This is a genomic window from Arthrobacter sp. FW306-04-A (assembly GCF_044358315.1).
GTDB lineage: Bacteria > Actinomycetota > Actinomycetes > Actinomycetales > Micrococcaceae > Arthrobacter.
This window is the reverse complement of record NZ_CP084559.1, coordinates 2,152,190-2,177,571: the sequence shown is the minus strand read 5'-3', so window position 1 is coordinate 2,177,571 and position 25,382 is coordinate 2,152,190. Positions and strand designations below refer to the sequence as shown.

Genomic DNA, 25,382 nt, shown 5'->3' with positions numbered 1-25,382 from the left:
CGTTACTTCGCGCCAGCCGCGTCGAGCGGCGAGCTGTTCTCTACAGGCAGCGAATGACCGACGACGGTTCGCTGATCCCGCCACAGCGAGATGCCGAGACCGACCAGAGCGACGGCGGTGGGCACGGCGAACAGTCTTTCGTTGATCTGAGGCAGCAGTGGGATCGCGATGGCGGAAACGGTGCCAACGCCGAGCAGCACTGCAGCCCAGCGAGCGAGGATGCGGGCGCGGAAGAGGGCGATGCCGAAGAGCAAGCCGCCGCCCAGGTAGCCGATGCCCATGAACGATAGGAGCGGCTGCATCAGGCCGATGTCACCGGCCGCATTGCCGCTGGTGGACACGGCAAGGACGTCGTTGACGTAGCCGGGTGCGCTGTGGGCGATGGATGGGAGGACAACCGTCCCAATGGTCTCGATGCTCAGCATGGTGAGGTAGCCGGCGCTGAACAGGACGTACCCGATCAGGCCAAGGATCCCGGTCTGCTTGACCTGGCGCAGGTACATCCCGGTGATGCCGATGAGGGCCAGCGCGGCCATGACCACTTTCATGGTTTGCCGGACCGTCCATTCGGTGGTGGTGACGAAGTTGGCGTCCAGATGGGGGTGGTTGATCTGGACGGCAGCGAACAGCAGTCCTGCCGCAACGGCGCTCAAGCCGGCCGCCCGGGTGAGCTTGGTGGTGGTGATGGACATGTCCGGCTCCTTGTTTCTGAGTTTCCGTGGCTTGGCGCCTCGGGATGACTCAAATGTAGAAACCAATGGGGTGACCAGGCGTCACCCAACGATGTGACTGGCTGGGTGATCTCCTGGTGGCCGGCCCGGCTACATCAGGCCGCGTTCCCGTGCACGACGGACCGCTGACCGGCGGTCGGTGACGTCGAGCTTGGTGAAGATGTGCTTGGTGTGGGTGCGTAGCGTGTTGTACGAGATGAACAGTGCCTGGGCGATCTGCGGGCCGCTCAACCCACTGTCGAGGTGTCTGAGTACCTGCAGTTCGCGCTCACTCAGCGGTTCCCGATCACTCAGCGGTTCCGCGGACGACGACGGCGTGCCCCGCCTTACGCTGGCGGCTTGACCTTCGGCTTGGGTGCTCAACCCTCTGGCCTCATGCGCCAGAGCCTGCAACATTCGGATCTCCAGCAGGCTTCCGGCGCGCCCGGAGGCTTCGGCCGCGTCGAGCAGCCTGTCCAAAAGACGATCTGCCTGCTCGACTGCCCCGGTTTCGGGGTGTGCGCGGTGCTGCGCGATGAACAGGCGGACCAGCGTGAGGTGGTCGAATTCGCTGAGGTAGCTGACATCGTCCGCGACCGACACCCCTCGTTCGAGTGCCCATTCTGCGGCTCGCGCCAGCTTGCCCTGGGCAATCCACACACGGGCCTTCATGGCGGAGATGGGTCGAACATCCGGGAAGAACCCGCGCCGATAGAGCGGTTCCGCCTGCTCAAGAAAGTTAATGGCCGCCTCCGGATCTCCCTCGGCAAGTGCGAGCAGTCCCATCGACACGAACCATCGGTAACGGCTCTCAGTCATCACGGCCCGCTCTATGAACAGTGCTGCGGTCTCGAGGTGTTGCTTGGCGCTGCCGAGATCTCCGGTCTCGCGGTCAATCTCGCTGATTCCCACGTGCAATTCGGCAGTTGCCCGCGCCATCGACTCGCCTTCTGCCTCGGCCCGCTCCAGCGCATTCCGGTAGAGTCTGCGTGCCTTGCCGGGCTGCCCTGCGACGAGCCACATGTCAGCGAGCACCACAGTGCTGCTGAGCTCATCGACGCGGTTACCCGACGCCCGCAGGCTCGCCACAGCCTGCGTGAACGTCTGCAGCGCTGTGGTCACGTCGCCTTTCGACCACGCGGCGAGGCCGAGGAACCCGGCCGCCGATCCACGGGACAGATGGTCGTTCGGGCCGGCTATATCGAGTGCGTGCTGAGCGTGCTCAACTGTGCCGTCGACATCTCCTCGTGCTTGGGCGAGGGAAGCCCGGTAGACGGCGATAGTCGCCGGCAACGTGCGGAGTTCGTTGGTGTCAGCCCAAGGGGACGCTGAACCGTCCGGCACTTCGGCGAGCGCCCTTTCCGCATCGCCAAGCCTGGGCTCAACTGCATCGAGGTCACCGGAAACCATGTGCATGAATCCGGAGAAGACGCTGAGCGCCGGGCTGCGCCGGACGGCGTCGTCGGGCAGTGCTTTCAGCCAAGCGAACAACATCGCGTCCTGGCGGTTGCGCCGAATCGCCGGCAACGCAAGCTCCATGAGCCGCACCGCGGCGTCGAAGTCGAGGGCAGCCAGCGCGTGCCGGACCGCCTCTCCCATCATCCCTTGGCGCTCATGCCAACCGCTGGCGCGCTGGTGCAAGAGCGGAATCTGCTCGGGCTGCTCGCTGAGTAGGCGCGCCCGCAGCACTTCGGCGAAGAGGTGGTGGTAGCGGTACCACTCCCGCCGGTCATCCAGGGGAACCATGAAGAGGTTGGCCCGCTCAAGGTCCAGGAGCATCCGGCTTCCGTCATCACCGCCGGTGACGGCGTCACAGAGTGGACCCGTCAGCCGGTCGAGGATCGATGATTGCAGGAGGAAACCGCGGACTCGTTCAAGCTGATGCTGGAGCACCTCCTCGACCAGGTAGTCGACCACGTACCGGTCGTCTCCGGCGAACCGGGCGACGAAGCCCGCGACGTCGTCGCGCCCTTCGAGAGAGAGCGCAGCGAGCTGGAGCGCGGCAATCCAGCCCTCCGTACGCTGCTCCAAAGCGGCTACCTCAGCTGCCTCGAGCGCTAGTCCCGCTGCCCCGTTGAAATACGAGCCGGCCTCCTCGGACGTAAAGCGCAGATCCGCCGCACGAATCTCGACCAACTCGCCCCGCACTCGCCAACGGGGCAACGGAAAATCGGGATCGGCGCGGGTGCTGATGACAACATGCGCTTGTGGAGGAAGATGATCCAGCAGGAAGACCATCCCGTCGCGGACGTCCTGGCTCTCGACCGAGTGGTAGTCGTCCAGCACGATCCACACGCCGTGCTGTACGGCTGCTAGCTCATTCAACACCGTGTTGAGCACGAGATCGATCCGCGAAGGGGAGCTGGCAATGAGCTTGAGCGCCGCCGAGCCGACGCCGGGCACCGCCGTTTGCACGGCTGTGACAAAGTAGGTCCAGAAAGACGCCGGATCGCTGTCCGCCGAATCGAGCGAGAGCCACGCAACACAGCGGACTTCGCCCTGCGCCTCCCCTAGCCACCCCGCGAGAAGCGTCGTCTTACCGAATCCGGCCGGCGCAGACAGCAAGGTCAGTCTCGATTCAGCTGAGCGACGCAAACGCTCACTCAATCTTGGGCGCAACACAAAGCCGCGGCCCGGTTTCGGGACGTACAGCTTGGTCACAATCACCGGACCCGCCATGCGATCACCATTCCAACGTGAACAACCGCATCCGAAGAGGGCGGCAACTAACACCAGAGTACCGGGGGGCTGGTCAGTCTCCTTGGCTCTCGCGTAGTCGCCACCTCGAAAGCTACCCGCTCTCAGGTAGAACCGGTCGAGCCGCCCGTCGGCACCAGAGCGCCTTTTTCGGAAGAGATAGCAGAAATGTAGGTCTCCAACTGGGACCGCAACTGATCCGTCGAGTGGTGCTCGGGCGTCAGCGTAGCTGTGATCTGGGCACCGAGCGCGAAGGTCATGATCCCGCCAACGATGTCGTCGTCGTTCAGCCCCTCCTTCAGCTCGCCAAGGTCCCTGGCTTCACGGAGCTTGTCGAATAACGACTCACGCCATTGCTCCATCGAGGAATCATGCAAGGCCGCCTTTGCCGGGTCCGTGAGTGCGCGCTGCCAGAACGCGATGGCGATCCGGGCCTCGTTGAGCCTCTCTGCATCCAGCGGCAGGATTTCGTGGCAATAGCTGCGTAACGCAGACAGTCCGTGCCGGCTGGCCGTGGACGTGTCCATGCGGGCGTTCGTCTGGTTGAAAACGTGGGCGAACGCAAACGTCAGCAGATCGTCCTTCGTCGGAAAATAGGGCTTGAGCGCGCCGTTGGCAAAGCCTGCTTCCATGGCAATTTCACGCATGGTTGCGCCCTCGATGCCCCTCTTCGCGATGATCCGCCAGGTGGCCTCGACCAGCTCCACCCGGCGCTTGTCGTGGTCTACGATCTTCGGCACGCGTTCCCCAAATCTTTTTTCTACAACCGTTGTGACTCAGATTACACGATGCTATTCTCTACACACATAGAAAATAAACCGACGACCACGAAGGCCTTCCATGAGCACAACTTCCTCTCCAGAAATCGCCGAATTGGCTGCGTTTACCGGGCACTCTCCTTATGCAATGACGAGGGCCGAAGACATCACGGCAGTCAGGGGCATCCTGGCCGATGCCGGACTCTTCGGTGAATCCATCAGGGTCGCCTATCTTGGACTGCTAGATCCCCCGCGCGATTCGGGGACTCGCGATTCAGGAGCCGCGGACCGCAGGTTCAGGGCGTTCCTGCATAACGTTGTATCCGGTGCGGCACAGGACGTCGTGGTCTCTGTGACCCACGGGAAAGTCGTCTCGAAAGTGGAACTGGACACGTCCGCGACGGGCGAGCTTCCAGTCATCGAAGAGGAATTCGAGGTGGTTGAAGAGATCCTCGCCCAGGACGAACGATGGCTCAAGGCCCTGGCTGCCCGGAATCTCGATGTCACCAAAGTCAGGGTCGCTCCGCTGTCGGCAGGGGTTTTCGAATACCCCGAAGAGAAGGGCCGCCGGATCCTGCGCGGCCTGGCTTTCGTTCAGCAATTCCCTGAGGACAGCGCCTGGGCGCACCCCGTGGACGGGCTGGTTGCCTATGTCGACGTCGTGAACAAGACCGTGGACCAGGTCCTGGATTTCGGCCCCGTTCCGGTCCCGGCGGCGCACGGCAACTTTACCGACCCTGAGCTGACCGGACCGACGCGCACCACCCAGAAGCCGATCCACATCACCCAGCCGGAAGGTCCGAGCTTCACGGTCCAGGGCGGAAACCACGTCGAGTGGGAAAAGTGGAGCCTCGACATCGGCTTCGATGTCCGGGAAGGCGTGGTTCTCCACAATGTGGCGTTCGACGACGTCGATCGCCGCCGCAGCATCCTCAAGCGCGCTTCCATTGCCGAAATGGTGGTTCCTTACGGGGATCCCTCCCCCGTGCGCTCATGGCAGAACTACTTCGATACCGGCGAGTACCTGGTGGGCCAATACGCCAACTCGCTGGAGCTCGGCTGCGATTGCCTGGGCGAAATGACCTACCTTAGCCCGGTAGTCAGCGACGCGTTCGGCCGCCCGCGCGAAATCCGCAACGGTATCTGCATGCACGAAGAGGACTGGAGCATCCTCGCCAAGCACAGCGATCTCTGGAGCGGCGTGAACTACACCCGCCGGAACCGTAGGCTCGTCATCAGCTTCTTCACCACCATTGGCAACTACGACTACGGCTTCTACTGGTACCTCTACCTGGACGGCACCATCGAGTTCGAGGCCAAGGCCACCGGCGTCGTCTTCACCAGCGCCCATCCAGGGAAGGGGTACCCCTACGCTTCGGAATTGGCTCCGGGCCTTGGGGCTCCCTTCCACCAGCATCTCTTCAGTGCCCGCCTGGACTTCGCCATCGACGGACTCACGAACCGCGTCGAGGAAGAGGACGCTGTGCGGGTGCCAATGGGTGAAGGCAACGAACGCGGCAACGCCTTCACCCGCCGTCGTACTATCCTTAGGCGCGAAACGGAAGCCGTGCGGGAGTCCGACATGGCTTCCGGACGGGCCTGGGTGATCTCGAATCCCGAATCACTCAACCGATTGGGCGACCCCGTGGGGTACAAGCTCCATGGCCAAGGGCACCCCATGCTCTTGGCCGACCCCGACTCATCCATCGCCCAGCGTGCCGCATTCGCCACGAAGGACCTGTGGGTAACCCGCCACGACGAGGCCGAGCGCTACCCCAGCGGCGACTTCGTCAACCAGCACTCCGGAGGGGCCGGACTGCCGTCCTACATCGCCCGTGACAGGGACATCGACGGACAAGACATCGTAGTGTGGCACACCTTCGGACTGACCCACTTCCCCCGCCCCGAGGACTGGCCGATCATGCCCGTAGACACGGTGGGATTCAAACTGCGCCCCGAAGGCTTCTTCGATCGGAGCCCCGTCCTCGACGTCCCCGCGTCGAAGCCCGCTGAAGGCGGCCACTGCCACATGGAGGCCCAGAAATGAGTTTAACAACCGGGAAAGAGACCACTGAGGTGGGCCACCCGCATCACAATCGACGCCGTCTCGGCGTCCCGGCGGTGACTTTCATGATCATCGCAGCATCGGCACCGCTCACCGTCCTTGCCGGCGGAGTGACGACGACGTTCGCAGTCACCGGGGTCACCGGCGTACCGCTGTCCTTCCTGCTGCTCGGCGGAACTCTCGCTGTGTTCGCCGTCGGCTACGCGGCAATGAGCAGGTATGTGGTCAACGCCGGCGCCTTCTATTCCTACGTGGCGCAGGGCATCTCCCGGCCGGTTGGCGTCGGGGTTTCCATGGTGGCCCTGATGGCCTACAACCTGATGCAAGTCGGGATCTATGGCCTTTTCGGCTTCACCGTCTCGAGCCTGATCAACGAACGCTTCGGGGCCGCTGTCCCTTGGTGGATTCCGGTCCTGGTCTGTATCGCCGTCGTCGCATTTCTTGGTGTGAACCGGGTTGACCTCTCGGCGAAGGTCCTCGGGGTGCTCGTGGGCCTTGAGTTCCTCGTAGTGATCGTCTACGACGTCGTTTCCTTTGCTGTAGCCCCAGAAGGCGTCAGCGGAGCGCCCCTTAGTCCGGAAAGCCTGTTCGTGCCAGGCGTCGGCGCGGTCCTCTCCTTCGGCATCGCGGCGTTCATGGGATTTGAGTCGGCCGCGATCTATGGCGAGGAAAGCAAGGATCCAAAGCACACTGTCGCCCGGGCAACGTACACCGCCGTCGCCATCATCGCCCTGTTCTACGCTGTTTCTTCCTGGGCAATGGCGGTCGGAACGGGACCGTCCGCCGTGGTCGACGCATCGGCAAAACAAGGACCGGACCTGATGTTCGGCTTCCTGGGCGACCACGCAGGCGTCCTTCTGGCCGACCTGGCCAGGCTGCTTTTCGTCACCAGTCTCTTCGCAGCCCTCGTCAGCTTTCACAATGCCGCAGCGCGCTACTTCTTCTCCCTTGGCCGGGAACAAGTCCTTCCCCGAAAGCTGGGCGCAGTACGGCGGCACAGCGGCGCCCCCTACGCTGGGTCGATCGCCCAGACGGTCATCGCCGTCGTGGTCACAGTGGCGTTCGCCATCGCGGGGACCGGATCGTCGCTGGGTGATCTCTACCCAGTCCTGACCATGTTCACGTGGCTGACGAACGACGGCGCGATGGGACTCGTCCTCTTGATGACCATTGTTTCACTCGCGGTCATCGGATTCTTCCGCAAGAACAGGCATGACGCTGGAATCTGGACCCGCGTGATCGCACCTGCTCTGGGCTTCGTGCTCCTGGCCGTGATTTTCGTTCTGATCGTGGCCAACTTCAACGTACTGCTGGGCCAAAACGAGACGAATGCCCTGACGTTCATCCTGCCGGCCACGATCATAGTGCCCGGATTGGTGGGGGTCGCCTGGGCATTCCGCCTCCGCCGGAGCAACCCCGCCGTGTATCGGCGGATCGGGCACGGCGAAGAGGGACCGGCGGCCCTCCACCTCGGGGACGGAGAAGACTGATCAGCGCTGGGACTGATGATCGGTGGACAACATGCACATAACCGTTTCGATAGCCATGCTGGCCTGCTGCGCTTTGGGAATCTGGAGCCCGATGCGCGAAGGCCTGGTCAGGAACCTCAGCCAGTGGGGACCGATGGCGCTCATGCTGGTGGCGATGGCGGACACCACCGTCGGGCCAGGCATTGTTCCGGGCGTCGTGTGGGGCCTGCTGCTGCTCCTCACGTCCCCTCTTCCGCTGGTGCTCCTGCCCAAGGATCGCCGCGACGGCATGGAAATACACCGCTCCCTGTCGATCCTGTCCATGTTCGCCATCCTCGTCACAACCCTTCCCACCGCATCATCCAGTTCAATACACCAAACACACGCGCACTCCGGACTTGGTGGAGTGAACCCGATCCTGGCAGTTGCCCTCGCCGCAGCGGTCATCGCCTACTCAATCGTCCTGGCGGCCCGAGCGCTCCGACGAAACGGCCGCGGACACCGTCGTCACGCGGCTGCATCGCTTGAGGCCATCTCCTCGGCGGGCGCCCTGGGCGCAATGATCCTGATGGCCGTCTGACCCCAAGTACCTTGTCCTTCGAAACCATCACCAACTCAGAGTGGAGTAAACCCTTGGAAAGCTACGACGCCCTCCTGGCTTCAATCACCCCGACCACCGGCGAAACCCGGACCATCTTCGACCCTGCCACGGGCACCGCCGTCGGCGAAGCTCCCGTTCACACCGTCGAGGACCTTGAGCGCGCCCTTGCCGCAGCCCGGGCCGCCCAGCCGGCGTGGGCTGCGCTGGGCCACGACGCCCGGAGCGCCGCGCTCCTCAAGGCCGCCGACGCCGTCGAACGCTCCGCCGAAGAACTCGCCCAGCTGCTCTCCCGGGAGCAGGGCAAGCCGCTCAACGGCCCCAACGCCCGCTTCGAGGTCGGCGCCTGCGCCGCTTGGCTGCGTGCAGCAGCCGGCACCCCGCTGGACCCGGAAATCGTCGTGGACGACGGCGAAACCCGCGCCGAACTGCACTACCGGCCCATCGGCGTCGTCGGCGCGATCGGCCCCTGGAACTGGCCCATGATGATCACCATCTGGCAGATCGCCCCGGCCCTGCGCATGGGCAACGCCGTAGTGGTCAAGCCTTCCGAATACACGCCGCTCAGCGTGCTCGCCCTGGCGAAGGTCCTCAACGAGGAACTCCCCGAAGGCCTGCTCACCGTGGTCTCCGGCGGCCGCGACGTCGGCGCCCGCCTCGCCGAACACCCCGCCATCGGCAAGGTCATGTTCACCGGCTCCACCGCCACCGGCAAAGCGATCATCCGCTCCAGCGCGGACACGGTGAAGCGCCTCACCCTGGAACTCGGCGGCAACGACGCCGGCATCGTCCTGCCCGACGCCGACCCTGCCGCGATCGCCGAAGGCCTCTTCTGGGGCGCCTTCATCAACACCGGCCAGACCTGCGCTGCATTGAAGCGCCTCTACGTCCACGACTCGCTGTATGAGGAAGTGTGCACCGAACTTGCCGCTGTTGCGGCGGCGATGCCCATGGGTAACGGCCTGGACGAGGCAAACGTGCTCGGCCCGCTGCAGAACAAGCAGCAGTTCGATATCGTCGCCCGGCTCGTGGACGCAGCCCGCGCGTCCGGCGCCCGAGTGCTGCTCGGCGGCAACCCCGACGACGGCCAGCCCGGATACTTCTACCCCACCACCCTCGTGGCCGACATCGACAACGACAACCCGCTCGTTGCCGAGGAACAGTTCGGCCCGGCGCTGCCGATCATTCGTTACGGCACCGTTGATGAGGCGGTCACCATGGCGAACGCGCTCGACGTCGGACTCGGCGCCTCAGTCTGGTCATCGAACCTGGACGAGGCCCGGAAAGTAGCCGCCCGTCTCGAGGCAGGGACGGTCTGGATCAACAAACACGGCGCCGTGGACCCCCGAATTCCGTTCGGCGGCGCCAAGCAATCCGGGTACGGCCTCGAATTCGGCACCGAAGGCCTCAAAGCCCTCGGTCTGCCACAGATCATCAACGGCTAGGCGGTGACGGAGGCGCGGCTGCAGGAGCGGAACTCCTGCGCCGTCGCCTTTGAATCTCCACGTAGGCCGTGACAAGGAGCAAGACAATCGCGGCAAACACCAAGACGACGGCACCGGGGACCACCGCGCTCACCGGTATGAGCAAAACGGCGATCACCACGGTGGGCATTGCCCATGGCAGCACCGCGCGCGGTGGCTGACCGTAACGAAGCGACACGATCGCATTGCAGCCATAGAAGAGGGCTAGACCGCCGCCCAGCGAAATCCCCGAACCGAACGGCAGGTGCTCATAGGGTGCTGGAATGGCGGTCGCGATCGCGCCGGCGATCGCTGTCACTCCCAGCACCAGGAGAAACGGCAGGAACAACGTGGTCTGGAGTATCCCGGCGAAGTCCGAGCGATCCTGCAGGCGTTCGAGCCCCGCGGTGATGGTCCCGGTGCCATATTGGAAGAACGCCCAGCCAAGGAACGCAACAATGAGGAATCCGAGCGCTCCGACCAGTCCGGCGCCCGGACCCCAATCATCCGAAACCTCAGTGACGATCGTGAAGATGGATTCGCCGAGGACAATGATGACGAACAACCCAAGCCGCTCGGAAGCGTGTTCGATATTGATACCGCCGATGCCGCGGTCAGGCCAAAGGCGCGCGCTAACCACCATCATGCCAACCTCGATGACGATGGCCGTCGCCCACAGGACGATGGCGACATGGAGTGGCAGGAAGGCCGCGATGAACCAAAGGACGGCCGTGCCGCCGTTGTAGATCCAAATGCGCCAGGGGGTTTCAACTGAATTCCCTCCGTGTTGATACAACCACAAGACCAGCAGGACAACGCGTATGGCGGCATTGGCGAGCGAAAAAGCCCACGCCCGTTCGCCAAACGCTCCCGGCGCAGCCGCGGCCATGACGCTCGCCGCTGCCATGGCCGCGAGCATCGCGATACCCAGCGCGCGGGACGACAATCCGGGCAAGAGGTTGACCACGGAAACGATGTTCACCCACGCCCACCAAGCCGGAAAGAAGAGCAGGACGTAGGTGCCGAACTCGGCCCCTCCGGGGTCGCCGTGGATCCCGCGTGCAAGCTGCCCGACGAAAGCGACAAAGACGAGGTCGAAGAACAGCTCCATCCAGTGAACGCGACGAGGGTCACGGGCTGCCTCGTGCTTCAATGCGCCAGAATCCGACGACTTATCCATCATTGACCAATGCTATTGCTGCGCGCACAGGGAGGGAGCGAGCGCCACAGTGGCGTTTGGGTTCAACAAAGAAGGCGGCGCCGAGATAGTAGTATCTGTAGTACAGGAATACGTTTGATGCGGGGGCGTCCTACGCGCGTGGAAACATTGGGGCGACAAAAAGTCATGGATTCGGAACCGGTACAGCCAGAGGTAAATCCGCGGTTCAGCAACACCCGGAATGAGAATATCGACGTTGCTATCCAGCAACTCCGCGACGGCGGGTTCACTCCCCTTCAGCTGGATGAATTCCTGGAGACGCTACGGCGCATGGAGGCCGACGATTTGATACTTGCACCCCTGACAAATGCCTTGCTCGCCATGAACGTCACGGTTCAGTGGCTGATGTAACGACCGGTTACGGAGGCGGCGGTCGCGAAGCCAGGCGTGGGTGACCTCAACCGCCGGACGGGTCCACTGCCGTCCCGGGGATAGACTCGATTCAAGCCCACCAACCACCATTTGAGGAGCCGCATGCGCGCCACCATCATCCACGGCCCCGGCGACATCCGTGTTGAAGACCGTAACTACCCAACGGTCCAGCTGCCCACCGACGTCGTCGTGAAGGTCACCGCCTCCTGCGTCTGTGGATCGGATCTGTGGCCGTACCGCGGCGTCAAGCCCACGAACAAGCCTTCCGCCATCGGGCATGAATTCATCGGCACGGTGGAAAGCATCGGCGAGGATGTCGCCACCCTGGCGGTGGGCGACTTCGTGATCGCCCCGTTCGTGGTCAGCTGCGGGGCGTGCCCGCAATGCTTGTACGGCGTCACGGTGGCCTGCGATCATTTGGCCGGTTGGGGCGGCAAAGATGACAGCGGGCACGCGATCGACGGCGGCCAGGGCCAAGCGGTCCGGGTACCACTGGCGGACTCCACCCTCGTCAAGGTTCCCGGCGTCACGGCGCCCGACGACGCCCTCCGCGCCAGCTTGCTGACGCTGTCCGATGTTATGGCCACCGGCCACCACGCCGCCCTCGCGGCGAAGGTGGGTCCCGGCAGGACGGTCGTCGTCGTCGGCGACGGCGCAGTAGGGCTTTGCGGCGTGCTCGCAGCGAAGCGGCTCGGAGCCGAACGAATCATCGCCATGTCCCGGCACGCCGACCGCCAGGCAATTGCCCGCGAGTTCGGGGCTACGGACATCGTCGCCGAGCGTGGCGAGGACGGCGTCGCCAAGGTCCGCGAGTTGCTGGGAGGCGTCCTGGCGGACTCGGTGCTGGAGTGCGTCGGGACCAAGGAATCCATGGAACAGGCACTGCACAGTGTCCGCCCGGGCGGCGCCCTCGGCTTCGTTGGTGTCCCGACAGGCGGCGCCGAAGCCCCGCTGCGGTACCTGTTCGACACGAACATCTCGATTGCAGGCGGAATGGCCCCGGCCCGCACGTACATCCCGGAACTGCTCGTGGACGTACTCGACGGCACGATCAATCCGGGCCGGGTCTTCGACACGGTGATGCCGCTCGAGGAAGCACCCGAGGCTTACCGCGCCATGGATGAACGGCGCGCCATCAAGGTTCTTCTGACCCCCTGATCGGCATGGCTTGCACCCGCAGATTCCTGCTGATTGTCAGGGCTGTGGCGCACGCACGGGAACGGCGGGAGAATCCATATACAAGGCTGGATGAACCCAAAGGAGTGAGCAGTCATGATCACTGCTGCCCATGCGCGCGCGGTGGTTAACCAGGGTGGATATTTACCCATCGAGGATCATGGACTCATCGGCGACGGCTCCACGTGCGCCCTTGTAGGGCGGGACGGGGCAATCACGTGGCTCTGCCTGCCCGAGTTCGACAGTCCCCCGTTCCTGGCAGGAATTCTCGACGCCGAGTCCGGGGGTCGTTTCGAAATAGCACCGGTTCACACGGTGGCATCCTTCCAGCGCTACACCGAGGACTCCTGCGTGCTGGTGACGTCCCTCCTGTCCGACCGTGGCGTGCTCCAAGTGACGGACGGACTCACCTTGCGCGCCGGCGCCGACCTCTCGGAGCCGGTACCGGCAGGTCGTTGCGAGCTCCTTCGGCACGCCCGGGCCGTGGGCGGAGACGTCCCGCTCCGGGTCAGCCTGATACCGAAGGCCGGTGTGACCTTTGACGCCCTGGCCACGGGCTGGCGGTTTGATTGGCGGCAAGACGGAGTCCAGGAGGTCTACCTTTGGTCCTCGGTTGAGCTCGTGCCTGATGGGCGAGGCCTGTCTGCCGAATTGACGCTTCGTGCGGGAGAAACACTGACCATGGTCCTGCACTGGTCGGGGCGGTTCCGGCTCCGCCAGCACCCGGAGAGCAAGAAGCTCATTGACCAGACCGTTTATGCCTGGCGCCGCTGGGCGTCAAGTTTGGACTGCGAAGGCTCCCAAGCTGAGTTGATGAAACGGTCGGCCTTGACGCTGAAGATGTTGGATCATGCTGAAACAGGCGCCATCCTGGCTGCCGCCACATCCTCCCTGCCAGAGTGGCCGGGTACTTCGCGGAACTGGGACTACCGGTACACGTGGGTGCGCGACGCGTCCTTCTCCAACTACGTATTCAGGCGCATTGGCGACCCAAGCGATGCGGACGTATTCCTTGCCTGGGTCCTGACCAATGTCGAACGGGACGGCGTCCCTCACGTCATGTACGCTCTCGACGGGTCCCAGCCACCTGATGAGGTGGAGGATCCACATTTGCGGGGATACCGGGGATCAGCCCCGGTCAGGTGGGGCAACGGGGCCAGCCACCAACTCCAGCACGACGTTTACGGCGAAATAATTGATATCGCCTACCAGTGGTCGGGCAGCGGCAGGCGGGTCGACGAGCGGCTCTGGGCCGCGCTGGTGCCCATCGTGGAAATGGCGATCAAGAAATGGCGGGTCCCGGACTCTGGTCCTTGGGAGATCCGCGATAAAAGCCGTCCCTTCACCTATTCCGCGGCACTGTGTTACGTCGCGATCGACAGGGCCATCCAGATCGCGAGCCGGGACGGACTTCCTTATCCCAAGCGCCGTTGGGAGGCAACCGCGCGCCAAATCCGGCAGGCTGCCCTGACTCAATCCTGGGACCCACGGCGTCGCACTTTCACTGAAAATTTGGGCGGCAGTGGCGGCCTGGACGCGTCGTTGCTGACCCTTCCTGTCCGCAACGTTATTGATTTCGACGATCCGAGGATGGTCGCCACCACAAAAGCTATTGCCACCGAGCTCGACGCCGGCAACGGACTCTTGTTCCGCTACTTGCCAGAGATTTCCCCCGACGGGCTGCCGGGAAGCGAGGGCGCCTTCTTGCTCTGCAGCTTCTGGCTGGTGGATAACCTAGCCGGGCAGGGCCGCGTTGACGAGGCCCACGAACTCTACGAGTCGCTCTGCAGCCGGGCGAATCCACTTGGCCTGCTACCCGAGCAGATCCACCCGGACACGGGAGAGTTCCTCGGGAACTTCCCGCAAGCGTTCAGTCATGTGGGCGTACTGGCCAGCGGCCTTCGTCTGCTGAAAGCGGAGCGGCGGGCCGCCAACGCCGGTTCCACCGCGGAGAATCAGACCTAGCTTCGAGGCAACGCAAAATGCGTGCATGGTGGGTGCATTCACCCGGTCCGATCGCGACGGGCCCGCTTGTTTGGGGCGAAAGGCCCGATCCGGAACCGGGGCGACGGGAGCTACTCGTCAGTGTCCGGACCAGCGGGGTCTGCCGGACAGATCTCCATCTGGCCGAGGGAGACCTCGCGCCGCGGATGCCGGACGTTATTCCCGGCCATGAAGTGGTGGGAATAGTCATTGACGCGGGCGAAGGGTGCGTGAGGTTCCATCCGGGTGACAGGGTCGGGGTGGCCTGGCTCGGAGGAACATGCGGGAAGTGCCAATATTGCCAGCGTGGCGAAGAGAATCTCTGCCTCTCCCCCACGTTCACCGGATGGGATAGGGACGGCGGCTATGCGGAGAAGCTGACTGTGGCGGAGGATTTCGCCTATGCCATTCCGGAGCAATTTTCAGACGAGCAAGCGGCACCGCTATTGTGCTCGGGCATCATCGGCTACCGCGCACTCAAACGCGCCGCCGTCCCGCCGGGCGGCCGGCTGGGCATCTATGGTTTCGGAGGTTCAGCGCACCTCACAGCGCAAATGGCACGCCACCAAAGTGCATCCGTCTACGTGATGACACGCTCGGAATCGGCCCGTTCCCTGGCGCGCCAACTCGGAGCTGTGTTCGTCGGCGACTCCTACGATTCCCCGCCGGACCCACTCGACTCGGCGATACTTTTCGCCCCCGTTGGGGACCTCGTCCCGGTGGCACTGAGAGCGCTCGGCCGGGGCGGGACCCTCGCGATTGCAGGCATCCACCTGAGCGACATACCGTCCTTGAACTATTCCGCCGACCTCTTCTATGAGCGGCAGCTCCGCAGTGTTACCGCCAATACCCGCTCGGACGGTAAGGAATTTTGGTCGCTGGCGGCAGAGATTCCCCTCACTCCCACCACAACGGCATACCCTTTGGCGAAAGCCGATCGGGCCCTGCAGGACCTGGCCGGGGACCGTATTACCGGGGCTGCCGTCCTGAAGGCCTGAGCTGTGGATCTAACCCCGGGATTATGCGTGCGGCTGCATGAGCAAGGCCAAGCGGCCGGCGGGTCCGGTTGAGGTCCCGCCGGCCGATGTTCCACTGTTTAGGTGTTGCAGCTGTTCAGGGTTTCAGCTGTTCAGGGTTTCAGCACTTCAGTGCGAAGGGCTGACCATGTGATGGCGGTGTTCCTCGGTGCTCGGCTTGATCGCCGTCGCGGTGACGACAAGCGCCACCAGGCCGGTGATCCAGGACGTCCAGGCGACGCCACCTTGCATAGCGTAGGAACCCATCCACGGAGAAAGGAAGAGCAAGGCGCCCAAGCCTGCCTGGACCCACTCCATGACCGGCGTTCCGGGCATGGCCAGATTGATGACGCCGCTGATGATCAGCAACGCGCCGAACACGACCATCAGGGCAGCCGACGAACCGGCCGCCGTGGTCCAGATGACCGATAGAGCAGCATAGAGACCGGCAATAACCGTGACCCAATCCTGCCATCGCGTCCATTTCTTCATTGAAACCACCTCTGTGATGTGGATTGCGCCCCAGGACACCTCGGACGGCACCCCAAAAGGCTTCACTTGTTGACGGTGACCTCCCACGAGGCACCGCCACCGGGTGCCGCGATGACCAGCCGAACGCCCTAAGCCGACCCCACGGTCCCGCTGGCATCGCCGCTCCGGTATTGATGTAACAAAATCCGCCCGCCACTCCTTCCCGGAATCGCCGTCGTCGAATTCCCGCGGCGCACTAAGCCTTGCTAAGAGCAGACTTCCGGTCTACAACGTAGTCATAGAGCAACATCGACGAACATGCCCGGCGTCGCCGGCATGTTCGTCCAGGGAGGACCCCGTGATATCGAGTCGCTGGTCGTAAAGTCGCCAGTCAGTTTGGCGCTGACTTATCGACGTCCGTTGGTGAGAACCGCCGTGGCCTCCGGCGTGGACCTGCGTCCGGCGCCAACGCCCAGGTTCCGGCCCGACCCCGCCAGGTCGCCTGCAGTCGCAACCAACGGAAGGAAAGAAATGTTAAACATGAAGGTCCCGGCACGAGGCGCCGGAACCGCCTTCATTGCAACCCTCGCTATCACGGCACTTGCCGCATGCTCGAGCACGAGCACATCGCCTTCGCCAAGCGCCACGAGTTCCGGCGGAGCCGTACCGCAGATCTCTGCGGATGCGTTCACGGCGGACTTCTCAGCGATGAAGCAACTCACGTCGCTCGCTTCACAGGGCAAGGGCATGGTCGGCGTACTGCTGCCGGATACCACCACCTCGGCGCGATACGTCACGTTCGATGCCCCGTACCTGAAGAAGGCATTCGAAGCCGCGGGACTCGACGCCAGCAAGTTCAAGATCGACAACGCGCAGGGCAGCGCAAGCACCATGCAGACGCAGGCCGAGGCTGACATCACGGCTGGGGCATCCGTTCTGCTGGTAGATGCCCTGGACTCCGGTTCAGGCGCGGCCATCGAGGCGACCGCCAGCTCGCGAGGCGTCAAGGTGATCGACTATGACCGGCTCGTGAAAGGCGGTGCGAAGGATCGCACCTACGTCAGTTTTGACAACGTCAAGGTTGGTCAACTGATCGGCCAAGGCGAAATCAGTTGCCTCGCAGACTGGAAAGTCACCAAGCCGAACATCCTGATCATGGATGGCGACCCGACCGATAACAACGCGAAACTGTTCGCCGAAGGCTACAACGGCGTACTCAAGCCGCACTTCGACAGTGGCGAATACGTGAACGTAGGCGAGCCTGCCGGAACGTGGACCCCATCCGTAGCGCAGACGACATTCGCCCAGCAGTACACCGCACACTCGAACATCAATGCGGTGGTTACGCCCAACGATGACAACGCCAACGCGGTGATTTCGTACTTGCAGAGCAAGCAAATCCCCGCCAAGACCTTCCCTACCACGGGACAGGATGCGTCCCTGTCCGGGTTGCAGAACATCCTGAAGGGCTACCAGTGCGGAACGGTGTACAAGCCGATCTATTTTGAAGCCCAGGCAGCCGCGGCGGCGGCACTCTATCTGCGGGCCGGCATGAACATTCCCTCAACCCTGGTGAATGGCAAGACCACGGACGACACCGCGAAGACCGACGTCGCCTCGGTTCTGCTGACCCCGCTGTGGGTGACCACGAAAAACATGGCCGACACGGTGGTCAAGGACGGCGCTGTGACGGTCTCCTCGCTCTGCATCTCGCAGGTGAAGGACGCTTGCGCCGCGGCAGGAATCCAGTAGTTGGAGCATGAGCGAGTTGGAAGTCCCGGACCCCGTTGACGCCGGGCCTCTGCTTCGCCTGGCGGGCATCGACAAGAATTTCGGGCCGGTGCAGGCACTGGTCGACATCACCCTTGAGGTGCCGATCGGGAAGGTGACCGCCCTCGCGGGTGACAACGGCGCGGGCAAATCGGTATTGATCAAGTGCGTCGCCGGCATTCACGCCCCCGACGACGGCCAGCTGTTTTGGGAAAGCAAGCCCGTACGGTTGAACTCGCCGCACGAAGCCGCCGCGCTTGGCATCGAGACCGTCTATCAGGACCTGGCCCTGTGCGACAACCTCGACATCGTGCAGAACCTGTTCCTCGGCCGCGAGCGGCTGCGCCATTTTCTCCTCGACGAGGAGAGCATGGAGATCACGGCAAGGGAAACGCTTGCCAGCCTGGCCGTGACCACGGTGCGTTCCATCCGGCAGCCCGTCGCATCGCTGTCCGGTGGGCAGCGCCAGTCAGTATCGATCGCGAAATCCGTGCTGTGGAACTCGAAGCTCGTCATTATGGACGAACCGACGGCAGCTCTCGGCGTCGCACAGACCGAGGTTGTCCTCCACCTTATTCGCCAGCTCGCAGACCGTGGCGTCGCGGTCATCGTCATCTCGCACAACATGAACGACGTGTTCGAGGTTGCAGACCGCATCGCCGTGCTCAGGCTCGGGCGTCTCGTGGAAGTTCGGCCCGTCACAGAAATGGACCGGCAGATCGTGGTCGACCTGATGACCACGGGGTTCTCTGATCGGGCAAGGCCCGAACTTGCGCCGTCGACGCCGTCGAAACGCCCGCTACCCGCTGTCAAGGGGCCGCTCCCCTCCACCTCGGCTGCCCTCCAGGACGAGCCGACCACCGCAGCCGCAGCGAGGAAGGCCGCACTGGCGTTGAACCCCGACATCACGGCAACGTCTCTGCCTGAATACTTCCGCGCTGCACTGGCGCGGGTGCGGGGCGGCGAGAGCGGAGTGCTGCCGGTGCTCGCGGGCCTGTTGCTGATCTCTGTGCTGTTCCAATCGCTGAACCCGAACTTCCTGACTCCCGGCAACATGGTGAACCTGCTCATTCAGGGTTCAGTGTTCATGCTGCTGGCGATGGGCCAGGTCTTCGTGCTCCTGCTCGGCGAAATCGACCTGTCAATCGGGTACGTCGGTGGTGTGGGCGGCGTCATCATGGCCGAACTCGTCCAGGAGTCGACCGGCTGGCCGTGGTGGGCGGCCATCGCGGTCGGGTTGGTTAGCTGCGCCGGTATCGGGGTATTGCACGGAACCATCATCACGCGCCTTGGGCTACCGTCATTCGTCGTGACTCTCGGCGGCCAGCTCGGCTGGCTCGGCGTGATGCTCATCATCCTCGGCAGTGGCGGTGTGGTGCCCATCAACGACACCATCATCAACAACATCGCCAGCGGCAACCTCAGCCCGGTCACCAGCTGGATCCTCATGCTCGTCGTCGTCGGAGCGTTCAGCACCTGGACATGGCTGCGGGACGCGCGCCGTCGCAACACGGGACTCGTCGCACCGCCCGCCAGCGTGAGCGCCCTGAAGATCGCAGCAGTGCTTGCCGCGGGTGTGGCCATCGTCTGGCTCTGTAATACGGACCGCGGCACCCTGGTCGAAATCAGCGGCGTGCCGTGGGTGCTTCTCGTGGTGCTCGGAGTCCTCGCCGCTTGGACGTTGCTGCTCGGGCGCACCCGGTTCGGTCGCTACGTCTACGCTATTGGCGGCAACGCCGAGGCTGCACGACGGGGAGGTGTGAACCTCGCGCGCATTCGCACCCTCGCCTTCATGCTCGCTTCCTTCACCGCAGGTATCGGCGGAATCGTCTACGCGTCGCGGCTCCGCTCCGTCTCGACGTCGTACGACGGCGGCACACTGGTGCTTTACGCCGTGGCGGCAGCGGTAATCGGCGGGACAAGCCTGTTCGGCGGGCGAGGCAAAGTACTCCACGGAGTGCTCGGCGGGCTGGTGATCGCGACGATCGATAACGGCATGGGACTGCAGGGCTACAGCGCGCCGGCTAAATACGTAGTCACCGCCCTGGTTCTGGTCGCAGCGGTGACGATCGACGCGGTCGCCCGCCGCGGGCGTTCCCGGACTTAAGGAGCCAACAATGACTGACTCCGGACCCGTGCTTGTGGTCGGCGGCACCGGCATGCTGGGTGGCCAGGTGGTGTCCGGGTTGTTGGCGCGGGGGAAGCAAGTCCGTGCTCTGGTCCGCGTGGGGTCGGACGCAACGCGCCTTGAAGCCCTTGGTGCCACGACGGCCCGGGGCGACATGATGGAGCCCGAGTCGCTCCTGCGCGCCATGGACGGCGTTGAGGCTGTGATTACCTCCGCAGCTGGATACACCCGGCACCGGAAGGGCGACAGCGCCGTCATCGACACCGTGGGCAACATCAACCTTATTGATGCGGCAAGCCGCGCCGGCATTCGCAGATTCGTCCTGACGAGCATCCTCACCTGCGACCAGACCCCGGATGTTCCGCACTTCTGGCACAAGAAACTAACCGAAGATCGCCTCGAAGAACTCGGGGTCCCGTTCGTGGCACTGCGTCCGGGCGCATTCCTTGACCAGATCACTCGCTTCGGCGACCCTTTCAGCGAAGGGCGGATCACGTGGTTCGGGTCTTCGAGCGTTCCCCTGACTTTCGTTCTCACCGCTGACCTCGCGGGCTACCTTGCGGCGGCAGTCGACGCAGCGGGGGTCGAGGGGCAGCGTATCGACATCGGCTGGGACCGGCCCGTAAGTATGCAGGAGATCGCTGATATCTCCGCCCAACTGCTCGGTAGACAGGTTCAGGTGGTCCTCAACCCGATCAACCCGATGGCAAAGGACCTTGGGGCCATGATGGACTGGTTCCAGAGCGGCCGGTACGTCGCCGATACCTCGCGACAACGCGAAGTGTTCGGCCTACCTCCAACCGCCAAGGACGCCGTCGCCCGCCTGATCACCAGCCTCGGACATCCAGTCTGACTAAACCGGCTCGACGACGGCGAGGCGCGGTTTTCTGCTAACTCGCGGCGGGCAGTGCGTCGGGGATGCGCGGTTTCGCATTGCCGGCGAACGTGAACTTGGCGTCGTCGCCCTCGCCTTCCACGTCAACCACCACAATGTCACCCGGGTGCAGTTCTCCGAAGAGGATCTTCTCGGAGAGCTGGTCCTCGATCTCGCGCTGAATGGTGCGGCGCAGCGGCCGGGCACCCATGGCCGGGTTGTAGCCACGCGTCGCCAGAAGCACCTTGGCGGCGGTTGTGAGTTCGATGCCCATGTTCTTGTCCGCCAAGTGCTGCTCCAGGCGGCCTATCATCAAGTCCACGATCTCGATGATCTCCTCCTGGCTCAGCTGGGGGAAGACGATGACATCGTCAACCCGGTTGAGGAACTCGGGGCGGAATTGCTGCTTGAGCTCTTCGGTCACCCGTGCCCGCATCCGGTTGTAGCCGGTGGTGGTGTCCGTGCCGGACTGGAAGCCGGTCGCCACGCTCTTGGAGATATCACGGGTTCCCAGGTTCGTGGTCATGATGATCACGGTGTTCTTGAAGTCCACCACACGGCCGTGGCTATCCGTCAGGCGGCCATCCTCGAGGATCTGCAGCAGCGAGTTGAAGAGGTCGGAGTGCGCTTTCTCCACTTCGTCGAACAGCACCACGGAGAACGGACGACGGCGGACCTTCTCGGTCAGCTGGCCACCCTCGTCGTAGCCAACGTAGCCCGGAGGCGCACCGAACAACCTCGAGACCGAGTGCTTTTCCGAGTACTCGGACATGTCCAACGTAATGAGCGCCTCTTCGTCGGCGAAGAGGAATTCGGCCAGTGCCTTTGCGAGTTCGGTCTTGCCGACGCCGGTGGGGCCGGCGAAGATGAACGAACCGCCCGGACGCTTGGGGTCCTTGAGGCCTGCACGGGTGCGGCGGATCGCCCGCGACACCGAGCTGATCGCCTCATTCTGGCCGATGACCCTCTTATGCAGTTCCTCCTCCATCTTGAGCAGGCGGCTGGATTCTTCCTCTGTCAGCTTGAAGACCGGGATGCCGGTGGAATTCGCCAGCACCTCGGCAATCAATTCCTCGTTGACCTCTGACCTGCCGTCCATGCCGCCGGACTTCCATTTGCGTTCCTTGTCTCTGCGCTCGGCGACGAGATTCTGCTCCTTCGAGCGTAGCGAGGCGGCGCCTTCGAAGTCCTGAGCGTCGATGGCCGACTCCTTCTCCATCTTGACCTCGGCGATGCGCTCATCCATGGCCTTCAGTTCCGGCGGAGGGGTCATACGGCGAATGCGCAGCCGGGCACCGGCTTCGTCGATCAGATCGATCGCTTTGTCCGGTAGGAAACGATCGGAGACATAACGCTCCGAAAGGTTCGCTGCAGCGACCAGCGCGCCGTCGGTGATGGTCACCCGGTGGTGCGCCTCGTAGCGGTCACGCAGGCCTTTCAGGATCTCAACAGTGAGGGCGACTGAGGGTTCCTGGACCTGGATCGGCTGGAAGCGGCGCTCCAGGGCGGCATCCTTCTCGATGTGCTTGCGGTACTCATCCAGCGTGGTGGCACCGATCGTCTGGAGCTCGCCCCTTGCCAGCAACGGCTTAAGGATCGACGCGGCATCGATCGCACCCTCGGCCGCACCGGCGCCCACCAAGGTGTGGATCTCGTCAATGAACAGAAGGATGTCCCCGCGGGTGCGGATTTCCTTGAGGACCTTCTTCAGCCGCTCTTCGAAGTCACCGCGGTAGCGGGAACCCGCCACAACGGAGCCCAGGTCGAGCGTGTAAAGCTGCTTGTCCTTGAGGGTGCCGGGGACGTCCCCGCGGACGATCGCCTGGGCGAGGCCTTCGACGACCGCGGTCTTGCCGACGCCGGGCTCGCCGATCAGGACGGGGTTGTTCTTCGTGCGGCGGGAGAGGACCTGCATGACGCGTTCCATCTCCAGCTCGCGGCCGATCACCGGATCGAGTTTGTTTTCACGCGCGGCCTGGGTGAGGTTGCGGCCGAACTGGTCCAGTACCACCGAACCGGCAGGGAGCACCTCAGCCTGGGCCGGTCCGGCACCTGCGCTGGCGCCGGATGGTTCCTTGCCCTGGTAGCCGGAGAGCAGCTGGATGACCTGCTGACGGACCCGGTTGAGGTCCGCGCCAAGCTTGACAAGCACCTGCGCGGCAACCCCTTCGCCCTCACGGATGAGGCCCAGCAGGATGTGCTCGGTACCGATGTAGTTGTGGCCGAGCTGCAGGGCCTCCCGCAGTGCCAACTCAAGTACCTTCTTGGCGCGCGGCGTAAAGGGGATGTGACCGGATGGGGCCTGCCGACCCTGGCCGATGATCTCCTGTACCTGCTCGCGGACGCCCTCGAGCGAAATGCTCATGGACTCAAGCGCCTTCGCGGCAACGCCTTCACCCTCTTGGATCAGGCCCAAGAGGATGTGCTCGGTACCGATGTAGTTGTGGTTGAGCATGCGTGCCTCTTCTTGGGCAAGCACAACAACGCGACGGGCACGGTCCGTAAATCTCTCAAACATTTCGCCACACTCCTGGCTGCCGCCTACCTTGATGCTACGTCGCTGCAGGCCTTCTTGGGGCATTTGCCGGGGCAGAATATTAGAGGGCCGGATTCGTGAAGAATGGAAGCAACCACTTAGGAGAGGGGATCGCAATGAGCACCCTGAAGGACCGCCTGCATGCTGACGTCGTCGTCCATATGAAGGACCACAACAAAACCGCGCTCACCACGGTGCGCAACGTGCTTGGAGAGATCGAGACGCGCGAGAAGTCCGGCAAGACACCCATCGAACTGGACGACACCCAGGTGACGGCGCTGCTGCAAAAGGAAGCCGCCAAGCGCCGGGACACAGCCCGCATCTACACGGAAGCCGGTGAAGCCGGGCGCGCCGCCGCGGAAATCGCCGAAGCAGAAGTCATCGAGGCATACTTGCCCAAGATGTTGACCACAACCGAAGTCGAGGCAATCGTCGACGAAACCATCGCTGCCTTGAAAGCTGATGGCCTGGAGCTCACCATCAGGCAGATGGGTGCAGTGATGAAGCCGGTCACAGCCAAGGTGGCTGGCCGCTTCGACGGCAAGTTGGTCAGCGACATCGTCCGGACCAGGCTGGCATAGACCGGAACCTGTTTTGGCCGGGAGGAGTAGCCATGGACGCAATCATCTTGGTGTGGAATCCAAGGCTTTGGAACGCTTGGAACTACGATGCCGTGATCGATCAGGTGACCGAAACGGGTCGATTCCTTGACCGGTGGAGCGTGGGGCGACACCGCGACATCCAGCCCGGAACACAGGCGTGGCTCCTCCTCCAGGGCCAGGGCCAACACGGGCGCGGGCTCATCGGGCATGGCGTGGTAATGTCCGAAACCTATGAGGCGCAAGAATCCTCCGATCCGGGCAGCACGGTGCGGTACGTAAACGTCGCCTTCGACGCCTTGCTTCCCCTCGGCGACCAAATACCGACGAGTGTTCTCGCCAGTGAAGCACCCGGTGTGGTCTGGAACAGGGTCCGCGGTTCCGGAAGGGCCATCCCCGCAGGCCTGGAACCCGAGCTTCAGCGCCTGTGGCGCGAGCACGGACCAGCGGCGTCCGATCCGAGCCAGACCGTTCCCGGAACCTACCCCGACGAAGCCGTCAGCCGTGTTGAGGTGAACCGCTACGAGCGAAGCCCGGAAGCCCGCCGGATCTGCCTGGCTTTCCACGGAACGTCTTGTGCCGCGTGCAGCTTCTCCTTCGAAGTCACGTACGGGGATATCGGCAAGGGCTTCATCCAGGTCCACCATGTGGTTCCCGCATCGCAACTCGGTAGCCGCTACCGGCTGGATCCCGTATCGGATCTCGTACCGCTGTGCGCCAACTGCCACGCAATGGCACACCACGGCGTAGGCACGCCACGCACGGTGGCAGAGCTGCGCAGGGCCATCGCCGCTGCAGGTCACTTGTCCGGCCAGGTAGTGGACGACAGGGCATTGGCCGCTCAGGACGCCGCACACCGGATCCTCGAGCAACGCTAACCATCCCGCCCCCACCATGCACTAGCCAGTCACGGTTCTTCCCCGTATTTTGGTTAACCACACTGCGTAGCGGGCATCACACGCTGTGAGTCAGATGATCCATTTGCCGGACCAAACGTCCGGGGCGCGACGGCGCGTCCTGGACCCGGCGAGACCTACCGGGCGTCACCAGCCGCCCGCTGTTCAGGAGGATACGCATGGCCGGAATGTTTGAAGTCTTCATCGACGAGGACACGAGCTTCAGATTCAGACTCAAAGCGCCGGACGGAACCGTGGTGGCGGTCTCCAGGTCCTTTCCCGATAAGCTCGCCGCGGTGTGCGGCATCAGTGATGTGCGTGAGTATGCCGGAATGGGCCTGATAACCGATCTATGCCCGGAAGTACCCGTGCGCGGACCTTCACCAACGCCCCCGGCCCCCGCTGCAAAGCAAGCCAGCCCATCCGGGATTCCACATCTTCCGGTCCCGCCGCGGCGCCACAATCCACTGCCGGCGAGAGATCGAACCGTGCGGCCCTGGCACACCGCGGAACGGGTGGAGGCGGCTTGCGTGGGGTTGGTTGAGGCGTAGACCCGGCGAGCACACCCGCAATTGCGGGGGT

The 25,382-nt window shown here is 63.6% G+C and carries 20 protein-coding genes; 14 read left to right on the top strand and 6 right to left on the bottom strand.

Annotated features, from left to right (window positions below; all coding sequences use genetic code 11):
• Positions 1 to 2: 2 nt before the first annotated feature.
• The 3 genes from LFT43_RS09950 to LFT43_RS09940 form a co-directional block, all read right to left on the bottom strand.
• On the bottom strand, positions 3 to 692 hold the full coding sequence (locus LFT43_RS09950; protein ID WP_395802778.1) for a hypothetical protein: 690 nt from the start codon (positions 690 to 692) through the stop codon (positions 3 to 5).
• Between the two features lie 129 nt (positions 693 to 821).
• Positions 822 to 3,305 (bottom strand): LuxR C-terminal-related transcriptional regulator, encoded by a 2,484-nt coding sequence (locus LFT43_RS09945; protein WP_395802776.1) that lies wholly within the window; start codon positions 3,303 to 3,305, stop codon positions 822 to 824.
• A 206-nt stretch (positions 3,306 to 3,511) separates the two neighbouring features.
• A complete protein-coding gene (locus LFT43_RS09940; RefSeq protein WP_395802774.1) occupies positions 3,512 to 4,147 on the bottom strand; it encodes a TetR/AcrR family transcriptional regulator in 636 nt (211 codons plus the stop codon).
• A 100-nt stretch (positions 4,148 to 4,247) separates the two neighbouring features.
• On the opposite strand from LFT43_RS09940, the gene LFT43_RS09935 reads away from it, so the two are divergent.
• From LFT43_RS09935 to LFT43_RS09920, 4 genes are read left to right on the top strand one after another with little or no spacing between them, the layout of a single operon-like run.
• Positions 4,248 to 6,212, top strand: coding sequence for a primary-amine oxidase (locus LFT43_RS09935; RefSeq protein WP_395802772.1), 1,965 nt, complete (start codon positions 4,248 to 4,250; stop codon positions 6,210 to 6,212).
• A complete protein-coding gene (locus LFT43_RS09930) occupies positions 6,209 to 7,720 on the top strand; it encodes an APC family permease (protein WP_395802770.1) in 1,512 nt (503 codons plus the stop codon). Before LFT43_RS09935 ends, LFT43_RS09930 begins: the two co-directional genes overlap by 4 nt.
• Positions 7,721 to 7,751: 31 nt before the next feature.
• Positions 7,752 to 8,279: a hypothetical protein gene (locus LFT43_RS09925; protein WP_395802768.1), complete on the top strand. Its 528-nt coding sequence runs from the start codon at positions 7,752 to 7,754 to the stop codon at positions 8,277 to 8,279.
• 53 nt (positions 8,280 to 8,332) lie between these two features.
• Complete coding sequence (locus tag LFT43_RS09920; RefSeq protein ID WP_395802766.1) at positions 8,333 to 9,742, top strand: aldehyde dehydrogenase family protein; 1,410 nt, start codon at positions 8,333 to 8,335, stop codon at positions 9,740 to 9,742.
• Here LFT43_RS09920 and LFT43_RS09915 read toward each other — a convergent pair.
• Positions 9,732 to 10,943 carry a low temperature requirement protein A gene (locus tag LFT43_RS09915; RefSeq protein WP_395802764.1) on the bottom strand — a complete coding sequence of 404 codons (1,212 nt, stop codon included), beginning with the start codon at positions 10,941 to 10,943 and terminating at the stop codon, positions 9,732 to 9,734. The two genes, LFT43_RS09920 and LFT43_RS09915, sit on opposite strands and share 11 nt — an antisense overlap.
• Positions 10,944 to 11,105: 162 nt before the next feature.
• Here LFT43_RS09915 and LFT43_RS09910 point away from each other — a divergent pair, with 162 nt between their 5' ends.
• The 4 genes from LFT43_RS09910 (at position 11,106) to LFT43_RS09895 (ending at position 15,508) form a co-directional block, all read left to right on the top strand.
• Entirely contained in the window at positions 11,106 to 11,330 is a 225-nt protein-coding gene (locus LFT43_RS09910; protein ID WP_395802762.1) for a hypothetical protein, read from the top strand.
• Between the two features lie 123 nt (positions 11,331 to 11,453).
• A complete protein-coding gene (locus tag LFT43_RS09905) occupies positions 11,454 to 12,509 on the top strand; it encodes a zinc-dependent alcohol dehydrogenase family protein (RefSeq protein WP_395802760.1) in 1,056 nt (351 codons plus the stop codon).
• Positions 12,510 to 12,623: 114 nt separating this feature from the next.
• Positions 12,624 to 14,492 carry a glycoside hydrolase family 15 protein gene (locus LFT43_RS09900; RefSeq protein ID WP_395802758.1) on the top strand — a complete coding sequence of 623 codons (1,869 nt, stop codon included), beginning with the start codon at positions 12,624 to 12,626 and terminating at the stop codon, positions 14,490 to 14,492.
• 17 nt (positions 14,493 to 14,509) lie between these two features.
• The gene (locus tag LFT43_RS09895; RefSeq protein WP_395802756.1) at positions 14,510 to 15,508 is read left to right on the top strand and encodes a zinc-dependent alcohol dehydrogenase family protein; all 999 of its coding nucleotides are present in this window, start codon (positions 14,510 to 14,512) and stop codon (positions 15,506 to 15,508) included.
• Between the two features lie 147 nt (positions 15,509 to 15,655).
• Here LFT43_RS09895 and LFT43_RS09890 read toward each other — a convergent pair whose 3' ends face one another.
• On the bottom strand, positions 15,656 to 16,018 hold the full coding sequence (locus tag LFT43_RS09890; RefSeq protein ID WP_268021756.1) for an SPW repeat protein: 363 nt from the start codon (positions 16,016 to 16,018) through the stop codon (positions 15,656 to 15,658).
• 510 nt (positions 16,019 to 16,528) lie between these two features.
• On the opposite strand from LFT43_RS09890, the gene LFT43_RS09885 reads away from it, so the two are divergent.
• From LFT43_RS09885 to LFT43_RS09875, 3 genes are read left to right on the top strand one after another with little or no spacing between them, the layout of a single operon-like run.
• Positions 16,529 to 17,749, top strand: a complete 1,221-nt coding sequence (locus LFT43_RS09885; RefSeq protein ID WP_395802753.1) for a sugar ABC transporter substrate-binding protein — start codon at positions 16,529 to 16,531, stop codon at positions 17,747 to 17,749.
• A gap of 7 nt (positions 17,750 to 17,756) precedes the next feature.
• A complete protein-coding gene (locus LFT43_RS09880) occupies positions 17,757 to 19,874 on the top strand; it encodes an ATP-binding cassette domain-containing protein (RefSeq protein WP_395802751.1) in 2,118 nt (705 codons plus the stop codon).
• A gap of 10 nt (positions 19,875 to 19,884) precedes the next feature.
• Positions 19,885 to 20,748, top strand: a complete 864-nt coding sequence (locus LFT43_RS09875) for an SDR family oxidoreductase (RefSeq protein WP_395802749.1) — start codon at positions 19,885 to 19,887, stop codon at positions 20,746 to 20,748.
• Positions 20,749 to 20,785: 37 nt separating this feature from the next.
• Here the strand turns inward: LFT43_RS09875 and LFT43_RS09870 are convergent, their stop codons facing one another.
• Entirely contained in the window at positions 20,786 to 23,287 is a 2,502-nt protein-coding gene (locus LFT43_RS09870) for an ATP-dependent Clp protease ATP-binding subunit (RefSeq protein ID WP_395802747.1), read from the bottom strand.
• A gap of 134 nt (positions 23,288 to 23,421) precedes the next feature.
• Here LFT43_RS09870 and LFT43_RS09865 point away from each other — a divergent pair, with 134 nt between their 5' ends.
• The 3 genes from LFT43_RS09865 (at position 23,422) to LFT43_RS09855 (ending at position 25,351) form a co-directional block, all read left to right on the top strand.
• Positions 23,422 to 23,886, top strand: coding sequence for a GatB/YqeY domain-containing protein (locus LFT43_RS09865; RefSeq protein ID WP_395802744.1), 465 nt, complete (start codon positions 23,422 to 23,424; stop codon positions 23,884 to 23,886).
• A 32-nt stretch (positions 23,887 to 23,918) separates the two neighbouring features.
• Entirely contained in the window at positions 23,919 to 24,782 is an 864-nt protein-coding gene (locus LFT43_RS09860; protein ID WP_395802742.1) for an HNH endonuclease, read from the top strand.
• Between the two features lie 197 nt (positions 24,783 to 24,979).
• A complete protein-coding gene (locus tag LFT43_RS09855) occupies positions 24,980 to 25,351 on the top strand; it encodes a YegP family protein (protein ID WP_395802739.1) in 372 nt (123 codons plus the stop codon).
• Positions 25,352 to 25,382: the final 31 nt, after the last annotated feature.